Origin of the sequence: Alteromonas sp. S005 (assembly GCF_036864475.1) — a bacterium.
In the GTDB taxonomy this organism is placed as follows: Bacteria; Pseudomonadota; Gammaproteobacteria; order Enterobacterales; family Alteromonadaceae; genus Alteromonas.
The window spans coordinates 1-15,615 of record NZ_JAZETN010000018.1 but is presented as its reverse complement, the minus strand read 5'-3'; the positions used below and the strand labels follow the sequence as shown (position 1 = coordinate 15,615).

17 protein-coding genes and 1 tRNA gene are annotated in these 15,615 nt (G+C 43.1%); 9 read left to right on the top strand and 9 right to left on the bottom strand.

Going from position 1 to position 15,615, the window contains the following annotated elements; all coding sequences use genetic code 11:
* The first annotated feature begins 1 nt into the window (after position 1).
* Complete coding sequence (locus tag V7R55_RS17115) at positions 2-301, top strand: YciI family protein (protein ID WP_334060464.1); 300 nt, start codon at positions 2-4, stop codon at positions 299-301.
* Between the two features lie 328 nt (positions 302-629).
* Here V7R55_RS17115 and V7R55_RS17110 read toward each other — a convergent pair whose 3' ends face one another.
* Positions 630-1,094, bottom strand: coding sequence for a pyridoxamine 5'-phosphate oxidase family protein (locus V7R55_RS17110; protein WP_334060463.1), 465 nt, complete (start codon positions 1,092-1,094; stop codon positions 630-632).
* 639 nt (positions 1,095-1,733) lie between these two features.
* Between V7R55_RS17110 and V7R55_RS17105 the strand changes: the two genes are divergently transcribed.
* The 3 genes from V7R55_RS17105 to V7R55_RS17095 are packed head-to-tail and all read left to right on the top strand — an operon-like array spanning position 1,734 to position 4,007.
* On the top strand, positions 1,734-2,003 hold the full coding sequence (locus tag V7R55_RS17105) for a PepSY domain-containing protein (RefSeq protein ID WP_334060462.1): 270 nt from the start codon (positions 1,734-1,736) through the stop codon (positions 2,001-2,003).
* A gap of 1 nt (position 2,004) precedes the next feature.
* Positions 2,005-2,679 (top strand): response regulator transcription factor, encoded by a 675-nt coding sequence (locus tag V7R55_RS17100; RefSeq protein ID WP_014948936.1) that lies wholly within the window; start codon positions 2,005-2,007, stop codon positions 2,677-2,679.
* Entirely contained in the window at positions 2,676-4,007 is a 1,332-nt protein-coding gene (locus tag V7R55_RS17095; RefSeq protein ID WP_334060461.1) for an ATP-binding protein, read from the top strand. Before V7R55_RS17100 ends, V7R55_RS17095 begins: the two co-directional genes overlap by 4 nt.
* 401 nt (positions 4,008-4,408) lie before the next feature.
* Here the strand turns inward: V7R55_RS17095 and V7R55_RS17090 are convergent, their stop codons facing one another.
* Positions 4,409-5,449 carry an AI-2E family transporter gene (locus tag V7R55_RS17090; RefSeq protein WP_334060460.1) on the bottom strand — a complete coding sequence of 347 codons (1,041 nt, stop codon included), beginning with the start codon at positions 5,447-5,449 and terminating at the stop codon, positions 4,409-4,411.
* A 73-nt stretch (positions 5,450-5,522) separates the two neighbouring features.
* Between V7R55_RS17090 and folX the strand changes: the two genes are divergently transcribed.
* Together folX and V7R55_RS17080 are read left to right on the top strand one after the other, a co-directional pair.
* On the top strand, positions 5,523-5,891 hold the full coding sequence (folX, locus tag V7R55_RS17085; protein WP_012517852.1) for a dihydroneopterin triphosphate 2'-epimerase: 369 nt from the start codon (positions 5,523-5,525) through the stop codon (positions 5,889-5,891).
* Positions 5,892-5,914: 23 nt separating this feature from the next.
* On the top strand, positions 5,915-6,811 hold the full coding sequence (locus V7R55_RS17080; protein ID WP_334060459.1) for a TIGR01777 family oxidoreductase: 897 nt from the start codon (positions 5,915-5,917) through the stop codon (positions 6,809-6,811).
* A gap of 290 nt (positions 6,812-7,101) precedes the next feature.
* Here V7R55_RS17080 and V7R55_RS17075 read toward each other — a convergent pair whose 3' ends face one another.
* Both V7R55_RS17075 and V7R55_RS17070 read right to left on the bottom strand, forming a co-directional pair.
* Positions 7,102-9,624: an ABC transporter permease gene (locus V7R55_RS17075; protein ID WP_334060458.1), complete on the bottom strand. Its 2,523-nt coding sequence runs from the start codon at positions 9,622-9,624 to the stop codon at positions 7,102-7,104.
* On the bottom strand, positions 9,625-10,323 hold the full coding sequence (locus tag V7R55_RS17070) for an ABC transporter ATP-binding protein (protein ID WP_334060457.1): 699 nt from the start codon (positions 10,321-10,323) through the stop codon (positions 9,625-9,627). It lies immediately after the preceding gene.
* 16 nt (positions 10,324-10,339) lie between these two features.
* On the opposite strand from V7R55_RS17070, the gene V7R55_RS17065 reads away from it, so the two are divergent.
* The 3 genes from V7R55_RS17065 (at position 10,340) to V7R55_RS17055 (ending at position 12,505) form a co-directional block, all read left to right on the top strand.
* A complete protein-coding gene (locus V7R55_RS17065; RefSeq protein ID WP_334060456.1) occupies positions 10,340-10,996 on the top strand; it encodes an arylesterase in 657 nt (218 codons plus the stop codon).
* A gap of 45 nt (positions 10,997-11,041) precedes the next feature.
* The gene (locus tag V7R55_RS17060) at positions 11,042-11,224 is read left to right on the top strand and encodes a hypothetical protein (RefSeq protein WP_334060455.1); all 183 of its coding nucleotides are present in this window, start codon (positions 11,042-11,044) and stop codon (positions 11,222-11,224) included.
* A gap of 306 nt (positions 11,225-11,530) precedes the next feature.
* Entirely contained in the window at positions 11,531-12,505 is a 975-nt protein-coding gene (locus tag V7R55_RS17055; RefSeq protein WP_334060454.1) for a transposase, read from the top strand.
* 26 nt (positions 12,506-12,531) lie between these two features.
* On the opposite strand, the gene dusC is transcribed toward V7R55_RS17055, so the two are convergent.
* The 5 genes from dusC to V7R55_RS17030 all read right to left on the bottom strand — a co-directional run bounded on the left by dusC (position 12,532) and on the right by V7R55_RS17030 (position 15,496).
* Complete coding sequence (gene dusC, locus V7R55_RS17050) at positions 12,532-13,470, bottom strand: tRNA dihydrouridine(16) synthase DusC (protein ID WP_334060453.1); 939 nt, start codon at positions 13,468-13,470, stop codon at positions 12,532-12,534.
* A gap of 243 nt (positions 13,471-13,713) precedes the next feature.
* On the bottom strand, positions 13,714-13,887 hold the full coding sequence (locus tag V7R55_RS17045; protein WP_334060452.1) for a DUF1289 domain-containing protein: 174 nt from the start codon (positions 13,885-13,887) through the stop codon (positions 13,714-13,716).
* Complete coding sequence (locus V7R55_RS17040; RefSeq protein WP_334060451.1) at positions 13,884-14,105, bottom strand: hypothetical protein; 222 nt, start codon at positions 14,103-14,105, stop codon at positions 13,884-13,886. The genes V7R55_RS17045 and V7R55_RS17040 overlap by 4 nt, the downstream gene beginning before the upstream one ends.
* A 59-nt stretch (positions 14,106-14,164) precedes the next feature.
* Positions 14,165-15,070: a M14 family metallopeptidase gene (locus V7R55_RS17035; RefSeq protein WP_334060450.1), complete on the bottom strand. Its 906-nt coding sequence runs from the start codon at positions 15,068-15,070 to the stop codon at positions 14,165-14,167.
* A gap of 350 nt (positions 15,071-15,420) precedes the next feature.
* A tRNA-Glu gene (locus V7R55_RS17030) sits at positions 15,421-15,496 on the bottom strand.
* Between the last annotated feature and the right edge of the window lie 119 nt (positions 15,497-15,615).

Here is a 15,615-nt window from a genome sequence, read left to right as displayed (position 1 = left end):
CATGCTATATATGATTTGTGCAACCGATGTTGCGGACAGTCTAGAAAAGCGCTTGGCAGCGCGCCCTGCTCACCTTGAACGTTTGAATGCATTAAAAGATGCGGGCCGTTTAATCATGGCTGGCCCCTTCCCTGCTGTGGATAGCCCAGATCCAGGCCCAGCCGGATTTACTGGTTCGCTAGTAGTCGCAGAGTTTGATTCACTAGAAGCTGCTCAAGCATGGGCAGACGCTGACCCTTACATCGAAGCAGGTGTTTACGAAAGTGTTGTAGTTAAACCTTACAAAAAGGTTTTGCCTTAGTTTTTAGCTAAACGCTGTAACGTAAAAAAATAACGAAAGCCCCTTAAGACCGGGTTAATCTGGTTTTGAGGGGCTTTTTTGTTTCTATAACACTTATGAAGCTAACACTTATTTAGCAAACTAGTGTGGACAGACACTCATTTGCTAGCCTAATGAGGATACACACCCGTAATTGTTCACCACGCTTAATTTAGTTGAAAATGGACAGTCACTTAATAATCAGCCAACAATCTCAATAAACAATCCCTTGTGGTCAGACACTCGCTCATCTGAGTGAGTGCCCCAACGCCTCAAAGCTTCGTCATAAAATTGGCCCATGATGCTGCGTTTAAAGATCGACCTTTTCGTGCTCACCCATCTCTTCTGGCTTCACCGTTTTGCCAGTAAGCATTTTAAACATACCTTTGAATGAAGGGTCTGCATCCCACACTTCTGCATCTATAAGTTCAAAGCGAAGCATTAATAAAGAAGGATCATCTTTACCTTTCTCAAACCATGCTTCTACTGGATTAGACCAGTATTTATCAATCAACTCTTTACGTGATTCAACAGTGAGATTGCCTCGGATACAAGCAAATACATCATGGCCTTTGGATGCAAAGTGAACCATGGCTTTTCCACCTTTTGCAATGCGGTTGTCTCGACTTGTGTAAAACCAAAACTCGCTATCAGCATCTTTATCAAGTTGGGCGTACATAGGCTCGGCATGCATATCCTCGCCTACCAGACTTACCATTACTTTTGGACTATCTGACATTGCTTTCCACATTGTTTTCTTAATATCGCTAGACATAGCTCCTCCTTGTTGAAAATAAGTGTCTGTCCGACGTTACTATTCGACGTTACTATTGAATCGAGCAGTTGAACGAAACACCTTATTTTCATTTTATTGACTGATGTAAAGCCTATTCATCGCACATGACATGCCAAAAAATCCATATTATCGAATTTTCTTGCAAAAAAAGTTATTGAGAAACGTCTGCTTCTCACCCAACGCGAGGCAGGTACAGGTTTGGACAGACACTTATATATTCCCATGGTCTGTTTAATCGATGTAAAGGAAACCGTGGACAGTGACTCGACAACATCATAAATATTGCTCACGTAGCTACAATCAACAAAGCGGACAGACACTTTTTCAAAGTAATAGTAAAGATTACTCAATCTGTAATAGTAGCGAGAGTGCTAGACTATATTCGTAACATGAGGCCTTTAAATAGATTGTGGACAGACACTCTAATTTTGACTTGCGTCATTATTGCAATTAAGTGTCTGTCCACAATATTTGCTCTTTGTTAAAAGCCATTTACTTAAGGCTTATATACAGCTTTTGCTCTGCAAGGTAGACTAAACCTAGTTCAGAATGGGTTCAGTTAACCAAGTTATACTTATCTGTAATTTGGCCTGTGTAGGAAAATAATTGTGAGGTTGTATGGCATTATCGCTTCGTGTTGCAGTAGTTTGTTTGGTGTTAGCTTTGTCTAACACTACGCCAGCATTGGCGTTGCAAGATTCTGGTGGCGATATATCAAAAAGCGAAGCTGCAGAGCGTGCACGCTCGGCTGTAAATGGCCGCGTTTTAAAAGTTGAACAGACCTCAAAAAACTACCGGGTAAAAGTACTTAAAAAGTCGGGGCGAGTAGTGTCAGTAGATGTAGACAAGCGTTCAGGCAAGGTAAATAAAAGTAAAGATAAGGACTAACATGCGTATCCTCGTAGCCGAAGACGATAGCAGATTATTAACCCAGCTTGATGCGCTCCTTCAGCAAAATGGCTATAGCGTAGACCTCGCAGATAATGGTGAGCACGCGCTTTTTCTCATTAAAGAATATAGCTATGACCTGGCTATCGTCGACATAGGCATGCCAAAGCTAGACGGATTTGAGGTTATACGAAAAGCTCGTCAAGCTGATATTTCCTGCCCTATACTCATTTTAACTGCTAGAGATAGGTGGCAAGAGAAAGTAGAAGGCCTCGATGCCGGAGCCGATGACTACCTCACCAAACCCTTTCATAACGAAGAGTTACTTGCTCGAACAAAAGCACTAATTCGACGAGCTTCAGGACAAGCGAACCCAACCATTCAGTTCGGCCCTATCTCGCTGGATACCGTTAGTGAAGAACTATCGTTAAACGGTCAAGCTCTGGATCTAACAGCTTACGAATACAAAGTCATGGAGTACCTTATGCTTAACCCGCAAAAGGTCATCTCAAAAACAGAGCTAACCGAGCACATTTATGACCAAGATTTCGATTTAGATAGTAATGTCATAGAGGTTTTCGTGGGAAGACTGCGAAAAAAGCTGGACCCGACCGGTGAGTTAAAGCCAATCGAAACCCTTCGAGGTAGAGGCTATAGGATAAATAGAAGTTTATGAGGCAATTGTCGCTACGTCTTCGGAGTATCGTTCTAGCGATTGTTCTTCTAGCGTTATTTGCGCCCTTTACTGTTGTCATTTTAGATGAGGCATATACTGATAGCCTTACGCAAGCCAAGATGAGTGAGCTTAGGTTGATGAACTTAGGTCTGTTATCGGCTTTCGAGTTAGATGGCGACCTGCCCTATATGCCTGAAATTTTATACGAAGAGCAGTTAAACCTTCCGGGATCAGGTTATCTTGGCGTGATTGTGTTTCGAGACGAAGTAATTTGGCAGTCAGCCTCAGCTCTTGAATATACCTTTGCACCACCTGAGATAGACGTTGCAGTCGGTAACGAGTTATTTTTGGATTTTCATACACCTAAGTTTGAAAAAGATTCCGAGTTTTTTGTATACGCCTTTACTGCGGAATTTGCTTCAAGTAGAGACTTCGAGCCTGTTCGGTTTTATATATTTAACAATAAAGCACTTTTTGAAGCAGAGCGGAATACGTTCTTAGACACGACGTGGCAGTGGATTTTCACGCTCTGTATAGCACTCCTAATTTTTATTATTATCGGGATTAGCCTAGTACTTCTTCCTGTTAGGAAGTTAATTGACGAGATTTCACAAGCCTCAAGTGGACATAAACGCCAGTTAGAATCACGCTATCCAGTTGAATTCGATTCCTTAAAACAATCCATTAATGGTTTGCTTCAAACTGAGGCCGCCCAAAGGGCGAGATATAAAAATAGCTTGGGAGACTTAGCACATAGTTTGAAAACGCCCTTGGCGGTGGCATCGGGCACTAGTGGTTTACCCGCTGAGGTAAACGAAGCACTACAGCAAATTGACAGAATAATTAAACGTCAGTTGAAACGAGCGAGTGCAGGAAAATCTGGTTGGCAACACGGTATCGATATATTACCTGTTTTGTACAAACTCGCCGATGCGATGGACAAGGTCTACCAAGATAAAGCCCTTACCATTGAGTTAGAAGTGGATGAGGACACTCAGTTTAAAGGGGACGAGACTGACTTCATGGAGCTTTGTGGCAACCTAGTAGATAATGCATGCAAGGCTGCGAACAATAAGATTATCGTATCAGTGACGAAAAGTGCTGGTTGGCTAACAATTAAAGTGGAAGACGACGGCCCAGGTATTCCTGACGACAAAAAGATGCTTTTATCAGAACGAGGAACTCGCCTCGATACCTATACAGAAGGCCATGGAATTGGCATGGCGTTGGCGGCCGATTTAGTTTCAATATACGAAGGTAGAATGCTTATCGAAGACAGCCCGCTTGGCGGCGCTTGTATCGTAATTCAATTTCCCAATCCCGAATAGTGCTTGAAAAAGTACAACAGAGTTTGTGAATGGTCGTTCAAACTTTGAGCTTTCAATTGCTGAGTTATGAAAGTGGACAGACACTTAAGTTCATACAATGATTTGGTGTGCATAGAAAGTGGACAGACACTTAAATTTGCATAAAAGTTTGGGGCAGACAGACATATCTTCAATTGACTGTTTAGCTAGAAAGCAGTGAGAGAAATTTGTTTTTAAATAGATAGTGTATCTGTCGCCTTTTAACCTTTCTTTTTCGGGCGTAAAAACTGTACAGATAGAAGCGGACAGTCGCTTCTATCTAATTTGAAGGCAATCTTTCGAAGAATTACGCTAAAACAGTTGAGTGTCTGTCCACTATCGACTTTCAAACAAGTGTCTGTCCACTTTCTACTTCCACTAAGTTACGAAGCAGACTTCTCACCTTCACTCGATAACAGCACCGCAAGCCACTTGCTCTCTTCGCGAGACTCTAGTGCTATTTTAACCACCATGGTCAACGGTACTGATAGCAGCATTCCAACGGTGCCTAGTAGCCACCCCCAAAATATCAATGATAGGAATACCACAAGTGTAGAGAGCCCCATGCCCTTGCCCATTAATCTAGGCTCGACCATATTACCCATGATGGTATTAACAAGCACAAAGCCAAGCGCTGCAAAACCTGCAGAGGCGGGGCCAAGTTGAACAAATGCAATTAATACCGCTGGCACAGCAGCGATAATTGAGCCAATGTTAGGTATAAAGTTGAGCATAAAAGCCAACACAGCCCAGAGCATGAAATGATCTACTCCCATCACATACAGCCAAATACCAATAATCAGGCCGGTCCCTAAACTGACCACAGTTTTTATCGCTAAGTAACTGTTCACAGAACGAATAAATCTGTCGATATGCTTTAATTTCATTCCAGGATCAGCAAGGGCAATATGCAACCGGCGTGGAATACTGTCTGCTTCAAAAAGCATGAAAATGACAGTAAGAAGAATAAGAAAGAGGTTTGAAAGTACGCCGCCCATTCCGCTGATGAAATTTGTTGCTACGGACATAGCCGTTGCGGGGTCAAGGTGAGAAGCAATTAACTCTCGATTGATGTGAATATTAAATTCAGCCAATTTGGACACAACCCAGGCGAACTCTGTATCAAGCTTACTTCTATATTCTGGCAAATTTTCTCGAAACTCGGTCATAGACTGGCCAACTAAGCCAGCTAAAAGAAAACCAAAAACAACGATAAGCAGTATAACAAAGGTGATAGAGAGCCATTTAGGCACGCTGAATTTCGAGGTCCAACGTATTATTGGGCTACACGCGATCGCTATAAAAATAGAGAGAAAAAACGGTACCATGATCGTACTGGCGGCTTTAATACCAGCCATCACCACTACTAAACATGCTAAAACTATAAGAATTTTTGCTGTTGGCGAGCGTAGTTCCATTGACATTTTGTGCTACATTCCTGACTGAAACGACAACACTTTACAACGACTTATAAACAACTACAAACAAGAGACTTCAATGAACTTTAATCTTGCCACTATTAAAATTAAAAACTTAAGACTACGTACGTACATCGGCATCAATGAAGATGAAATAAAAAACAAGCAGGACGTTGTTGTTAACGTGAAAATTGATTATGACGCAGAAAAGGCGACTAACACCGACGATATGAGTGATGCGCTTAACTACAAAACGATTACAAAGGCAATCATCAAGCTTGTAGAAGACAACCGCTTTTCTCTACTGGAAAAACTTACCGCCGATGTGCTAAGCATTGCCGCGGAACATTCTTCGGTGCGCTACGCTGAGGTTGAGGTCGATAAGCCACATGCCCTTAGATTTTCTGATTCCGTATCCCTGACACTATCTTGCAATAAGACGGGATAAGGTTATACCTCGAGGAGCTAATTGTGAACATTCTTTTGACCGGTGGAACAGGGCTGATAGTAAGCGAATTTATTCGTCAATATTCTCGAAAACATGAATTCACTGTGATTTCTCGCGACGTTGCAAAGGCAAAGAGCAAATTGGGAGAGAACGTCAAAATCGTCGAGAACGTTTCTTCAATAGAAAACTTTGAGAATTTCGACGCAGTAATTAATCTAGCAGGTGAGCCTATCGCCGATAAGCGCTGGACAGACACTCAAAAGAAAAAAATTTGCGATAGTCGCTGGGACATCACGTCTGAGCTTGTCTCAAAAATAAATAGCTGTGATACGCCTCCGTCCGTTCTCTTATCGGGCTCTGCGATTGGTTACTACGGCAATCAAGGAGACAAGGTTGTAACTGAAGAAACCTCTCCTCATCACGAGTTCACCCATGAACTGTGTGCTAAATGGGAGGCCATCGCCCAAAGTGTAGATCAAGCTAAGACACGTGTAGTAACGCTTCGAACTGGTGTAGTTCTCACCAAAAAAGGCGGAGCGTTAGGGAAAATGGCACTACCGTTTAAATTGGGAGCCGGAGGTACACTTGGGAGTGGAAGTCAGTATTTGGCTTGGATCCACTTACAAGACATGGTGCGAGCTATTTCATTCTTGCTAGAAAATAGCGGATGTTCTGGTGCATTTAATTTAACGGCACCGGAACCAGTGACGAACAAGGAGTTCTCTAAAGCGCTCGCAAAATCACTTAACCGACCTTGCCTGTTCAATGTCCCGGGCTTTGTTATGAAAGTCGCCATGGGCGATTCATCGACGATGATTCTTGAGGGGCAAAGAGTCATTCCTCAAAAGCTTACTACCGCCGGCTTCAGTTTCGAATTCCCTTCTATCGACGAGGCGCTAAGAGAAATATATCGCGCATAGTTGAATTACTGAAATTCGTTATATGCCTTGTGGACAGTCACTTGAATTGCTAAGCAAGTGTGTGTCCACATTTATTGCATAACTTCTATTTACTTTCAAACCAGAGTACTTCTTAAACTCTTCGCGAAATCCACTCTCTCATAATTAGCGAACTTTGCTGTGAAATACGCATTGGACAGACACTTGAATTGCTAGGCAAGTGTCTGTCCACTACATTTAATTTAAACGGCACTCATTTAAGTGTCTGTCCGTTTTGTATTAAAGCGCATTTTAAACTAACGCAAAAATGTCTATACCATATTCCTCAGCATCTGACCGGTATTAAGCGTAAGCAAACGCCAGCATCCGAACGCACCTAATATGCCTACAACGATAGCGCCAACGCTTGGTGCTATTGCCCAGTATTCCGGGTGTAAGCTTGCTTCCATTTGAAACACCGAGGTTTGAAGTAAGTAGAGGCTCAACTCATTGGCCATTGCTGCCATAAAGCCTGCTACTACACCGATGATAACAAACTCAAAAATCACGCTTTTCCTTATTAAACTGCCTTTAGCACCAAGTGTGCGAAGTATTGCTATTTCCTGCCTGCGTTCATCCATGCTCGCCTGTACTTGTGCAATCAATACCAGGCTGCCCGCTAACAATACCAGCACCAAAATAAATTCAACGGCAACAGACACCTGATCAACAATCTCTCGCAATTGATTAATTCGAGCATCAACGTCGAACATAGTTATTGATGCAAACGGCTTAAGTAAGTTAGTTAGCTCGGCCTTTCTCTCGGTAGGAAGGTAGAAACTAGTAATATAAGTTGGACTAAATGCAGCCATCGCCTCAGGGTGAATGACGAAGAAGAAGTTGGGCTGCATGGTTTGCCAATTCACCTTACGAATACTCGTTACTTTCGTTTCGACAATCTCGCTGCCCACATTAAAAGTAAGCCGATCGCCCATCTTAATGTTCAACCTTTCTGCAACGCCTTCTTCAACGGAAACCGGGAACCATCCTTCGCTGTATTGTTTATCCTCATCGCCGTGCCAGTTCCCATCAATAACCTCGTTTTCTTTTTGAAGCGTATTACTCCAAGTTAGGTTCGCTTCTCTGCCTAAACCTCTTCGGCCTTCTCGATTTGGCTCATCTTCTTTAGAAACCTCGGTGTTTACCCCTTCTCCATTTACCGAAACAAATCGACCTCGGATGACAGGATAAAACTCTTCAATTTTTACGCCATTGTCAGCGAAGTGTCTGTCCAACTCGGGTTGAATATCCGGCGTAATGTTAATTAAGAAGTAATTGGGTGTACCTTCGGGTAATTGCGAACGCCATTGCGAAACCATATCGTTGCGCATTACCAGCACCACTAAAAGCAACATAATGGTGACGGAAAAGCTAATAAGCTGCACGCTGTTGTCCATTGCACGTCGCTTAATACGTGCCCATGCCAACTGCCACGCCCCCATTCTTCCACTGCCCAACTTGCGACCTACTGCAATTAAGATATACGTAGCACCAAGCAGTCCAAGCACCAGCGCAGCGCCAGAAACGAAAAGAATGGCGCTAATTTTTAAATCTCGGCTATACATCCACATCAGTAAGAATATTGCACCACCGGAAGCCACGAACTGAATGCTTCTGGAACGTAAATTCGCCGATATGTCCTTTCTTAATACGCGAAGCGGGGGAACTGAAAAAAGCTGCAAAAGCGGATATAAGGAAAAAAGCAATGCACACGTAGCGCCTGTAGCAACGGCGATTAAAAGCGGCCGCCAATGCCACACGTCAAGAGATACATCCACTCTGTCCGCTACAAGTGAAACCACCACTTGCTGACCGATAAAACCTATAACGAGGCCGATAAAAATACCAAGCCCAGTAATGAATAAGATTTGGAACAAATAGACCTTTCGGATGGTACTGCTTGTCGCCCCCAAGGTTTTCATAATTGCTACAGGATCAAAGTGACGTTGAGCATAACGCTGAGCAGCAACGGCAATGGAAACGGCCGCTAATACTATTGCTAACAAACTCGCTAACAGAAAATAGCGCTCAGCACTTGCGACAGAACGCCCTATCGCTGACTCGTCATCTTCAACTGTCCGCCACGAATGTAAGTCGTCATTTAATTGGGGCAATAACCAGGTATTAAAACTTTCTATATCACCCGCATCACCGGCAAAAAATCCCACATAACGAGCGCGGCTGCCTGGCCCAGTAATCGCAGTTTTGTCCAAGTCATTTAAGTTAATTAGAGCAATAGGATCGGTATTAAACACGCTGAAGCCAGCATCTGGAATATCTACCAGTACATGCGTAACGGTAAAAGTGCCGTCGCCAATTTCGATACTATCGCCAATAGAAAGCCCTAAACTTTGAAAAAGCCGAGACTGTACCCATGCTTCTCCAGACTGTGGTAACTCTGCAGTATTGCGTTTTTCTCCAAAAGGCTGGTCGGTAATATTGACTGTTCCTTTCAGTGGATAAGCGTCATTCACGGCGCGTAAATCAACAAGCGACATCTCGTCGCCTTTAAACACCATTGAACGTGTTGCCACCTGCTTTGCCGTCGCAAGGCCCTCTTCTTGGGCTCTAGCTAACCACTCCTCGTTTATAGGGTCATCTGAACGAAGTTGCGCATCTGCTGCAATGAATGCTGCAGAGCGAGACTTTAGTGCGCCCTGTAAACGCTCGCTAAAAAGTGACAACGACAATACGGCTGCCACAGAAAGCACAATGGCCAGCAATATGATGGTCAGTTCACCACGTCTAGCTTCATGCTTGAAAAGCCGCCAAGCTAAATTAAAAGACGTCGACATCTAAACCGCCTCTTTTCTGTTTATTGTGTTCGCGCTGGTTGTTTCAACAAGCTCTCCCGCATTCATAGTGAGTTGCCTATCACAATGTTCTGCAAGCTCATTATCGTGGGTAACGAGGACAAGAGTCGTGCCTTTTTCTCTATTCATTTTAAATAGAAGTGCTTCTATTTTTTCACTATTTTTAGCGTCTAGATTGCCGGTAGGCTCATCGGCGAAAAGTATCTTGGGAGAGGTAATAAACGCTCGCGCTATGGCAACGCGCTGCTGCTCGCCCCCCGATAACTGATTAGGGAAGTGATGCGCGCGATGCTTCAAACCGACTTGCTCTAGAATATCCAAAGCTAGGGATTTCGGGTTATCAAGCCCTGCAATTTCTGCCGGTAGCATCACGTTTTCCAAGGCTGTTAAGCTTTGAACTAACATAAAGCTTTGGAAAATGAAGCCTACTTTATTTCCTCTTAAAATTGCGCGCTCTTCTTCGTTCATGCTGTGAAGTGCTTCGCCATCTAAGAAAATTTCTCCTTCTGTAACTTGGTCAAGCCCTGCTAACAAGCCTAAAAGGGTTGACTTACCCGAGCCTGACGCGCCAATAATGGCAACAGACTCACCAGACTTGACTTCAAAAGAAATAGGACGAAGGATCTGCAGTGAACCTTCACTCGTATCCACTACTTTGGTTACAGCATTAGCTTTTATCATAAGAGGTCATCAATTCGTGTTTGTTAAATTTCGTTATTTGTTCGCTTTTTTACTTATTCTTTTAATACCCTTTCAAGCGCTATCAGATCAAGCCGAGCAGAGCGACACAAGCGAAAATGCGGTTTTACTTATCTTAGGTGACAGTTTATCCGCGGCTTATGGATTACAGCAACGTGAGGGTTGGGTCAGTTTGTTACAAAAGATGTGGCAAGACGACAACATTCCGATTGATATTGTAAATGCTGCGGTAAGCGGAGAGACCACTGACGGTGGTCTAGCGCGATTTCCCCGTTTATTAGAGCAACACAACCCTACCCATGTATTGATTGAACTTGGCGGTAATGACGGCCTTCAGGGGCACAATATCGGTAAGATTAGGGATAATTTAGATTCGCTGGTAAGTGTTGCAAAGGAGAGTAACGCCGTAGTGTTTCTGCAAGAAATGCAAATTCCTTCTAATTACGGCAAACGTTACACGCAGATGTTTACTCAAAACTTCAATAAAGTAGCGGAAGCTCAGAACGTGCAAAAAATCCCCTTTTTCCTTGAAGAAATAGCGCTAAATAAGGACTTGATGCAAAACGATGGTATTCATCCAAATGCTGAGGCACAGCCTTTGATCGCTAATTTTATGGACAGACACTTAAGAAGTTTAATTCTTGATGCTCAATAATTGTGCTAATCTTATTAAGTGATTTTTTAAATGCGAGGTTTGTTTATGGACGTTTCTTCTGTTAATTCGTCTCCTGTTTCCACTGTCTTAGAGTCGCCACAGCGACCGACTCAACAGGTTGAGCCGCGTAATGTGCAAGAAAGTCGCGAGACTCAGCCCCAGAGCACGCAGCAGACCTCAAGTTCTAACGATGGACGTGTGGGCTCAAGAGTGGATGTATTTGTATAGCTCTCTCCAAAAGACGTGGAAAGGACGTGGAAAGGACAGACACTTACTGACCAAAGGGTGTCTGTCCTTTTTCTCATGCAAACTATTAAACTGAAGTGTCTGTCCATAGCCCCCCTGCCTAGCCAAAGGGTTTCTGCTCTTTGTCGCCCTCGTCAATTATTAACAAACTTCCGTTCGAATATGTATGCCAGGAAGACCTATTTGGAATAAGTTAATCGCGAAGACCAACAAAACTGTTCCAAAGGCCACTTAAATTTAACGCTGTAATTCTCATAATACTCTTATAAATAATTATGGGATACGGATATGCCTCTACCTCGTTACAAACAAATCAATACCGATGTCACCCCTTACTACCACTGTATTTCCCGCTGCGTGAGGCAGTCTTATTTGTGTGGTCGTGATTCTCGTACGGGCATAAACTACGAGCATAGAAGAAAATGGATTCAAGATAGGCTTCACAAGCTATCACAGGCTTTTGCCATTGATTTATGCGCTTATGCTGTAATGCACAACCATATTCATGTTGTACTCCATATAGCGAAGGGCAGAGCTGATGGCTGGACTATGGATGACGTACTGCTTAGATGGAGGATGTTTTATAAATGCCCTCCCCTAGTTCAGAGATATCTAGAAAACTTTAATTCGGTCACGGCAGAAGAACGCGAAGAATTGAAGTCGCTATCCGTCATATATCGAGAGCGACTTCAAAGCATAAGCTGGTTTATGCGTATGTTAAATGAATACATAGCTCGCAAAGCTAATAAGGAAGATGAGTGTAAAGGCTATTTCTGGGAAAGAAGGTTTAGATCTCAAGCAATATTAGATGAAAAAGCGTTAGCAAGCGTAATGGCTTATGTTGATTTGAACCCGATCAGGGCAAAAATAGCGAAGACACTCCACAATTCCCATTACACTAGTATTCAATACCGCTTAAATGCTAAGCGCTCAAACAAAGTACCTAAGTTTTTGATGCCCTTTAACGACAGTAAGAAAAAGCAAGCTGAGAGTTTGCCCTTCGCCTTTTCAGATTACTTGCAACTTATTACTGATACGTTGAACGCAGAGCGGAATAGCAACGCCTGCAGAATACCGAAGCTTCCTAATAAATTGCTCAATAAACTTGGAATGACAAAAGAAAACTGGCAATTAGTAACTAGTAACTTTGAAACTCTCTTTACCGGCCCTGTTGGCTGCCCAGAAATGATGGAGAGTTTTGCTAAGTGTTGTCAAAGAGCATGTCGCCCCAACGTTTCCAATGCTCAGAAATACTTATCTTGAGCTGATTACGCGCCTACATTATTTATCTAAATATCAGCCTGGCGAGCAAGCACATCAACGATGTCTTGCGAGTTCGTCAGACGTCTGATGTCATTAAATAGTATTTCAGCTTCTGGGTATTGTCTTTTTAGGTAACCGCACCACTGTTTTATGCGATTAGGGTAATATTTTCCCTTATCACCGAATATTTCGTAGCCAGAATATTGTATTAGTAACGCTGCAAGTTCAGACCAGGGCATAGGCGCTTTACCTTCTTTGATACTCAACGCCAAATTGGGCATTGCTAAGGCCCCTCTCCCAATCATCAAATTAGTGCATTCCGACTGGTTCTGACAGCGTTTGGCGTCTTCAGCATTCCAAATTTCGCCATTTGCTACAATGGGAATATCAGTGTGCTGCTTAATCTTCGCTATCCAATCCCAGTAAGCCGGTGGCTTATAGCCTTCGGTTTTTGTTCTTGCGTGAACAACGAGTTCAGAGGCACCTGCTTCAGTGATAGCAATAGCATTGTCGATAGCTAAAGACTTATCTTCGAAACCCAGCCTGATTTTGGCTGAAACCGGGATATCAGCAGGAACGGCCTCCCTGACAGCTTTCACAATATCGTAAAGGGTTTGCGTCTCTTTTAATAATACTGCCCCGCCCTTACTTTTGTTGACTGTCTTAGCAGGGCAACCAAAGTTCAGATCAACACCTGGAGACCCCAGTTCTATTGCAGTTTGGGCATTCTCGGCAAGCCATTGTGGATGCTGCCCTAGCAATTGGACTCTTACTGGTACGCCTGAAGGTGTTTTGCCGCCATTGTGTAGCTCAGGGCAAAGTCTGTAAAACGTTTTCTTCGGCAGTTTTTGATCAACAACCCTTACAAACTCAGTAACACACTGGTCGAAACCACCCACACGAGTGAGCATATCTCTCATTAAGTGATCGACAACGCCCTCCATAGGGGCAAGCATTACTTTCATTACAAACGTCTCACGTTAATAGAACACAAAATTGGCGCGGGAGTGTAGCAAAAAGCGTTTATTTCAGCCAGGATTTGGGGCTCAATTTATCAACTTTGCGACTGTCCGCTTTAATCGACTAACAGTATTGCTGAATGGTATTGTACTAATGTTGAGTAAGTGTCTGTCCACCAAAAAAAGAGTCGTTGTTGCGCGGGTTATTGCGAGGGTTCCAACATCAAATTTTACCTTATTATCATCACTTTACTGGGTAGTAGTATCCTTCTCTATACTCTTTAGGCGAGCAAAAACGGCAAGCTTTTGGTCATCGGTGTATGTCCGCCATTTTACGATTTCATCAATAGTGCGTTTGCATCCAACGCAAATTTCATCTTCATTCAATTTACACAAGGCGATACACGGAGATGTTGGGTTCATAAAGCTTCAGTCTTATCTAAACCTTCTTTTTTACTTTGTGCATTCGAAGCAGCAATAGCGGCCATTGTGTTTTCCGACAGCTCTTTATTCGACCATAGACAAACATGGCAGCCAAAACGCGATTCCAGATATGAAGCAAACTCAGTGTCTGTCCCACATTCATATCGCACCAGATTTTGTTTTTTACCGTCGTAAATAACCGCAGAATACGTAAACACAAAAAGCCTCCTTTGAAAGAGGCTTAAATATACATCTAGACGTCTAAACGTTCAAGCGTCTATTTCGAGTAATCAAGTGCTGCGCAGATTGCGGCTACCTGAGCGTCGTTACAGTTTTCAGGTGTCGCGTTATCACTATCGGGATAAACTTCCGTTGTTGTAACGTATTTGGCGTCTGTCATACCGCCACAAAGATACAAAGCCTTCTTGTCATAGCAAATAACACCTTCACTCACCACATCTGCTCCAATAATCTTGCCGTTCTCGTCTGCAGGAGCGATATGCGTCACTTTCTTCACCGCATCGATTACAGCTTTTTGAAACTCTATTTGTGGATTTGGCGTATTTGCGACCGTGTAAAAACCGTCAGGTATATTCCAATTATCATGGGTAACACCATCCCGTGCGGCCAACGCCGGTCTGAATTCAGTGTTATCAGTATCGGTAGTTTCGTGTAAATCGATATGAAGCGTTAGCGACAACGCTAGGTCAGACACTAGCTGCATAAGCTGAGCGGATTCTGGTGCCGGAGAGTCGCTATAAAACGAACGATTTGGATCTAGTGCCATTGGATTCCATCGATTTATCGTCTCGTAACCCCAGGGGCTTACACACGGTACAACTACAATATTTACTTGGTCTGCATACTGTGACAACTTTGTGTTAATAAACTGAAGTGCTCCTTGCACGCCACTCGTTTCATAACCGTGAACTCCACCCGTAACAAGCGCTGTAGGCTTTTTAGTATCAAAGTTATTTGGAACTACTGCATATAACGGATAGCGCTCAGAATCGTATGGGAGAGAACCATACTGCTTTAGTTCAAAGCCTTCAGGAATAATATTAAAAAGTTTATCGAGTACTTCTTCTTGGTAACTTCTTTTCACAGTCTGTTGAGATTTCCACTGCGATTTTTCTTTCTCGCTCCATGGCTCACCAGGAGTTCCAATTGGATAATTCTGCATATAACACCTCTTTTGTATTTAAGAGATCATATCAGCTTAATAAGGTCACGTATCTACTCTACAAGAGATCAACCGACAGCTTTGACATAATATCTTTACGCTTCATATCCTAAAACGTTAGTTGTTCCACGGTGTACTGGCTTTGCTGTGCAAAGGATTAGTCCACCCTAAAATAAGCATGAAAGGTTTACTTAGTAATACTTCGATAGTCATTTATTAAGGAAGAAAATGTAAGTGACTGTCCACTGGCAGTTAAATGCGGTTAGTGGTTGAGGAGGTATAAAAGTGTCTGTCCACAAAGCTTCTGGAGACAAAAAAAAAACCAGCCGGATGGCTGGTTTTTTTCGATATGGCGTCCCCTAGGGGATTCGAACCCCTGTTACCGCCGTGAAAGGGCGGTGTCCTAGGCCTCTAGACGAAGGGGACTGAAACTTTGCTAGTGAAGATACACTTCACTAAATTCCTGTAAGCTCAAGAATGCAATGAACAATCTTATTCTTACCGAAACTTTCAGTCAGAAGTTGAATAATCAACTCCAGCCTATC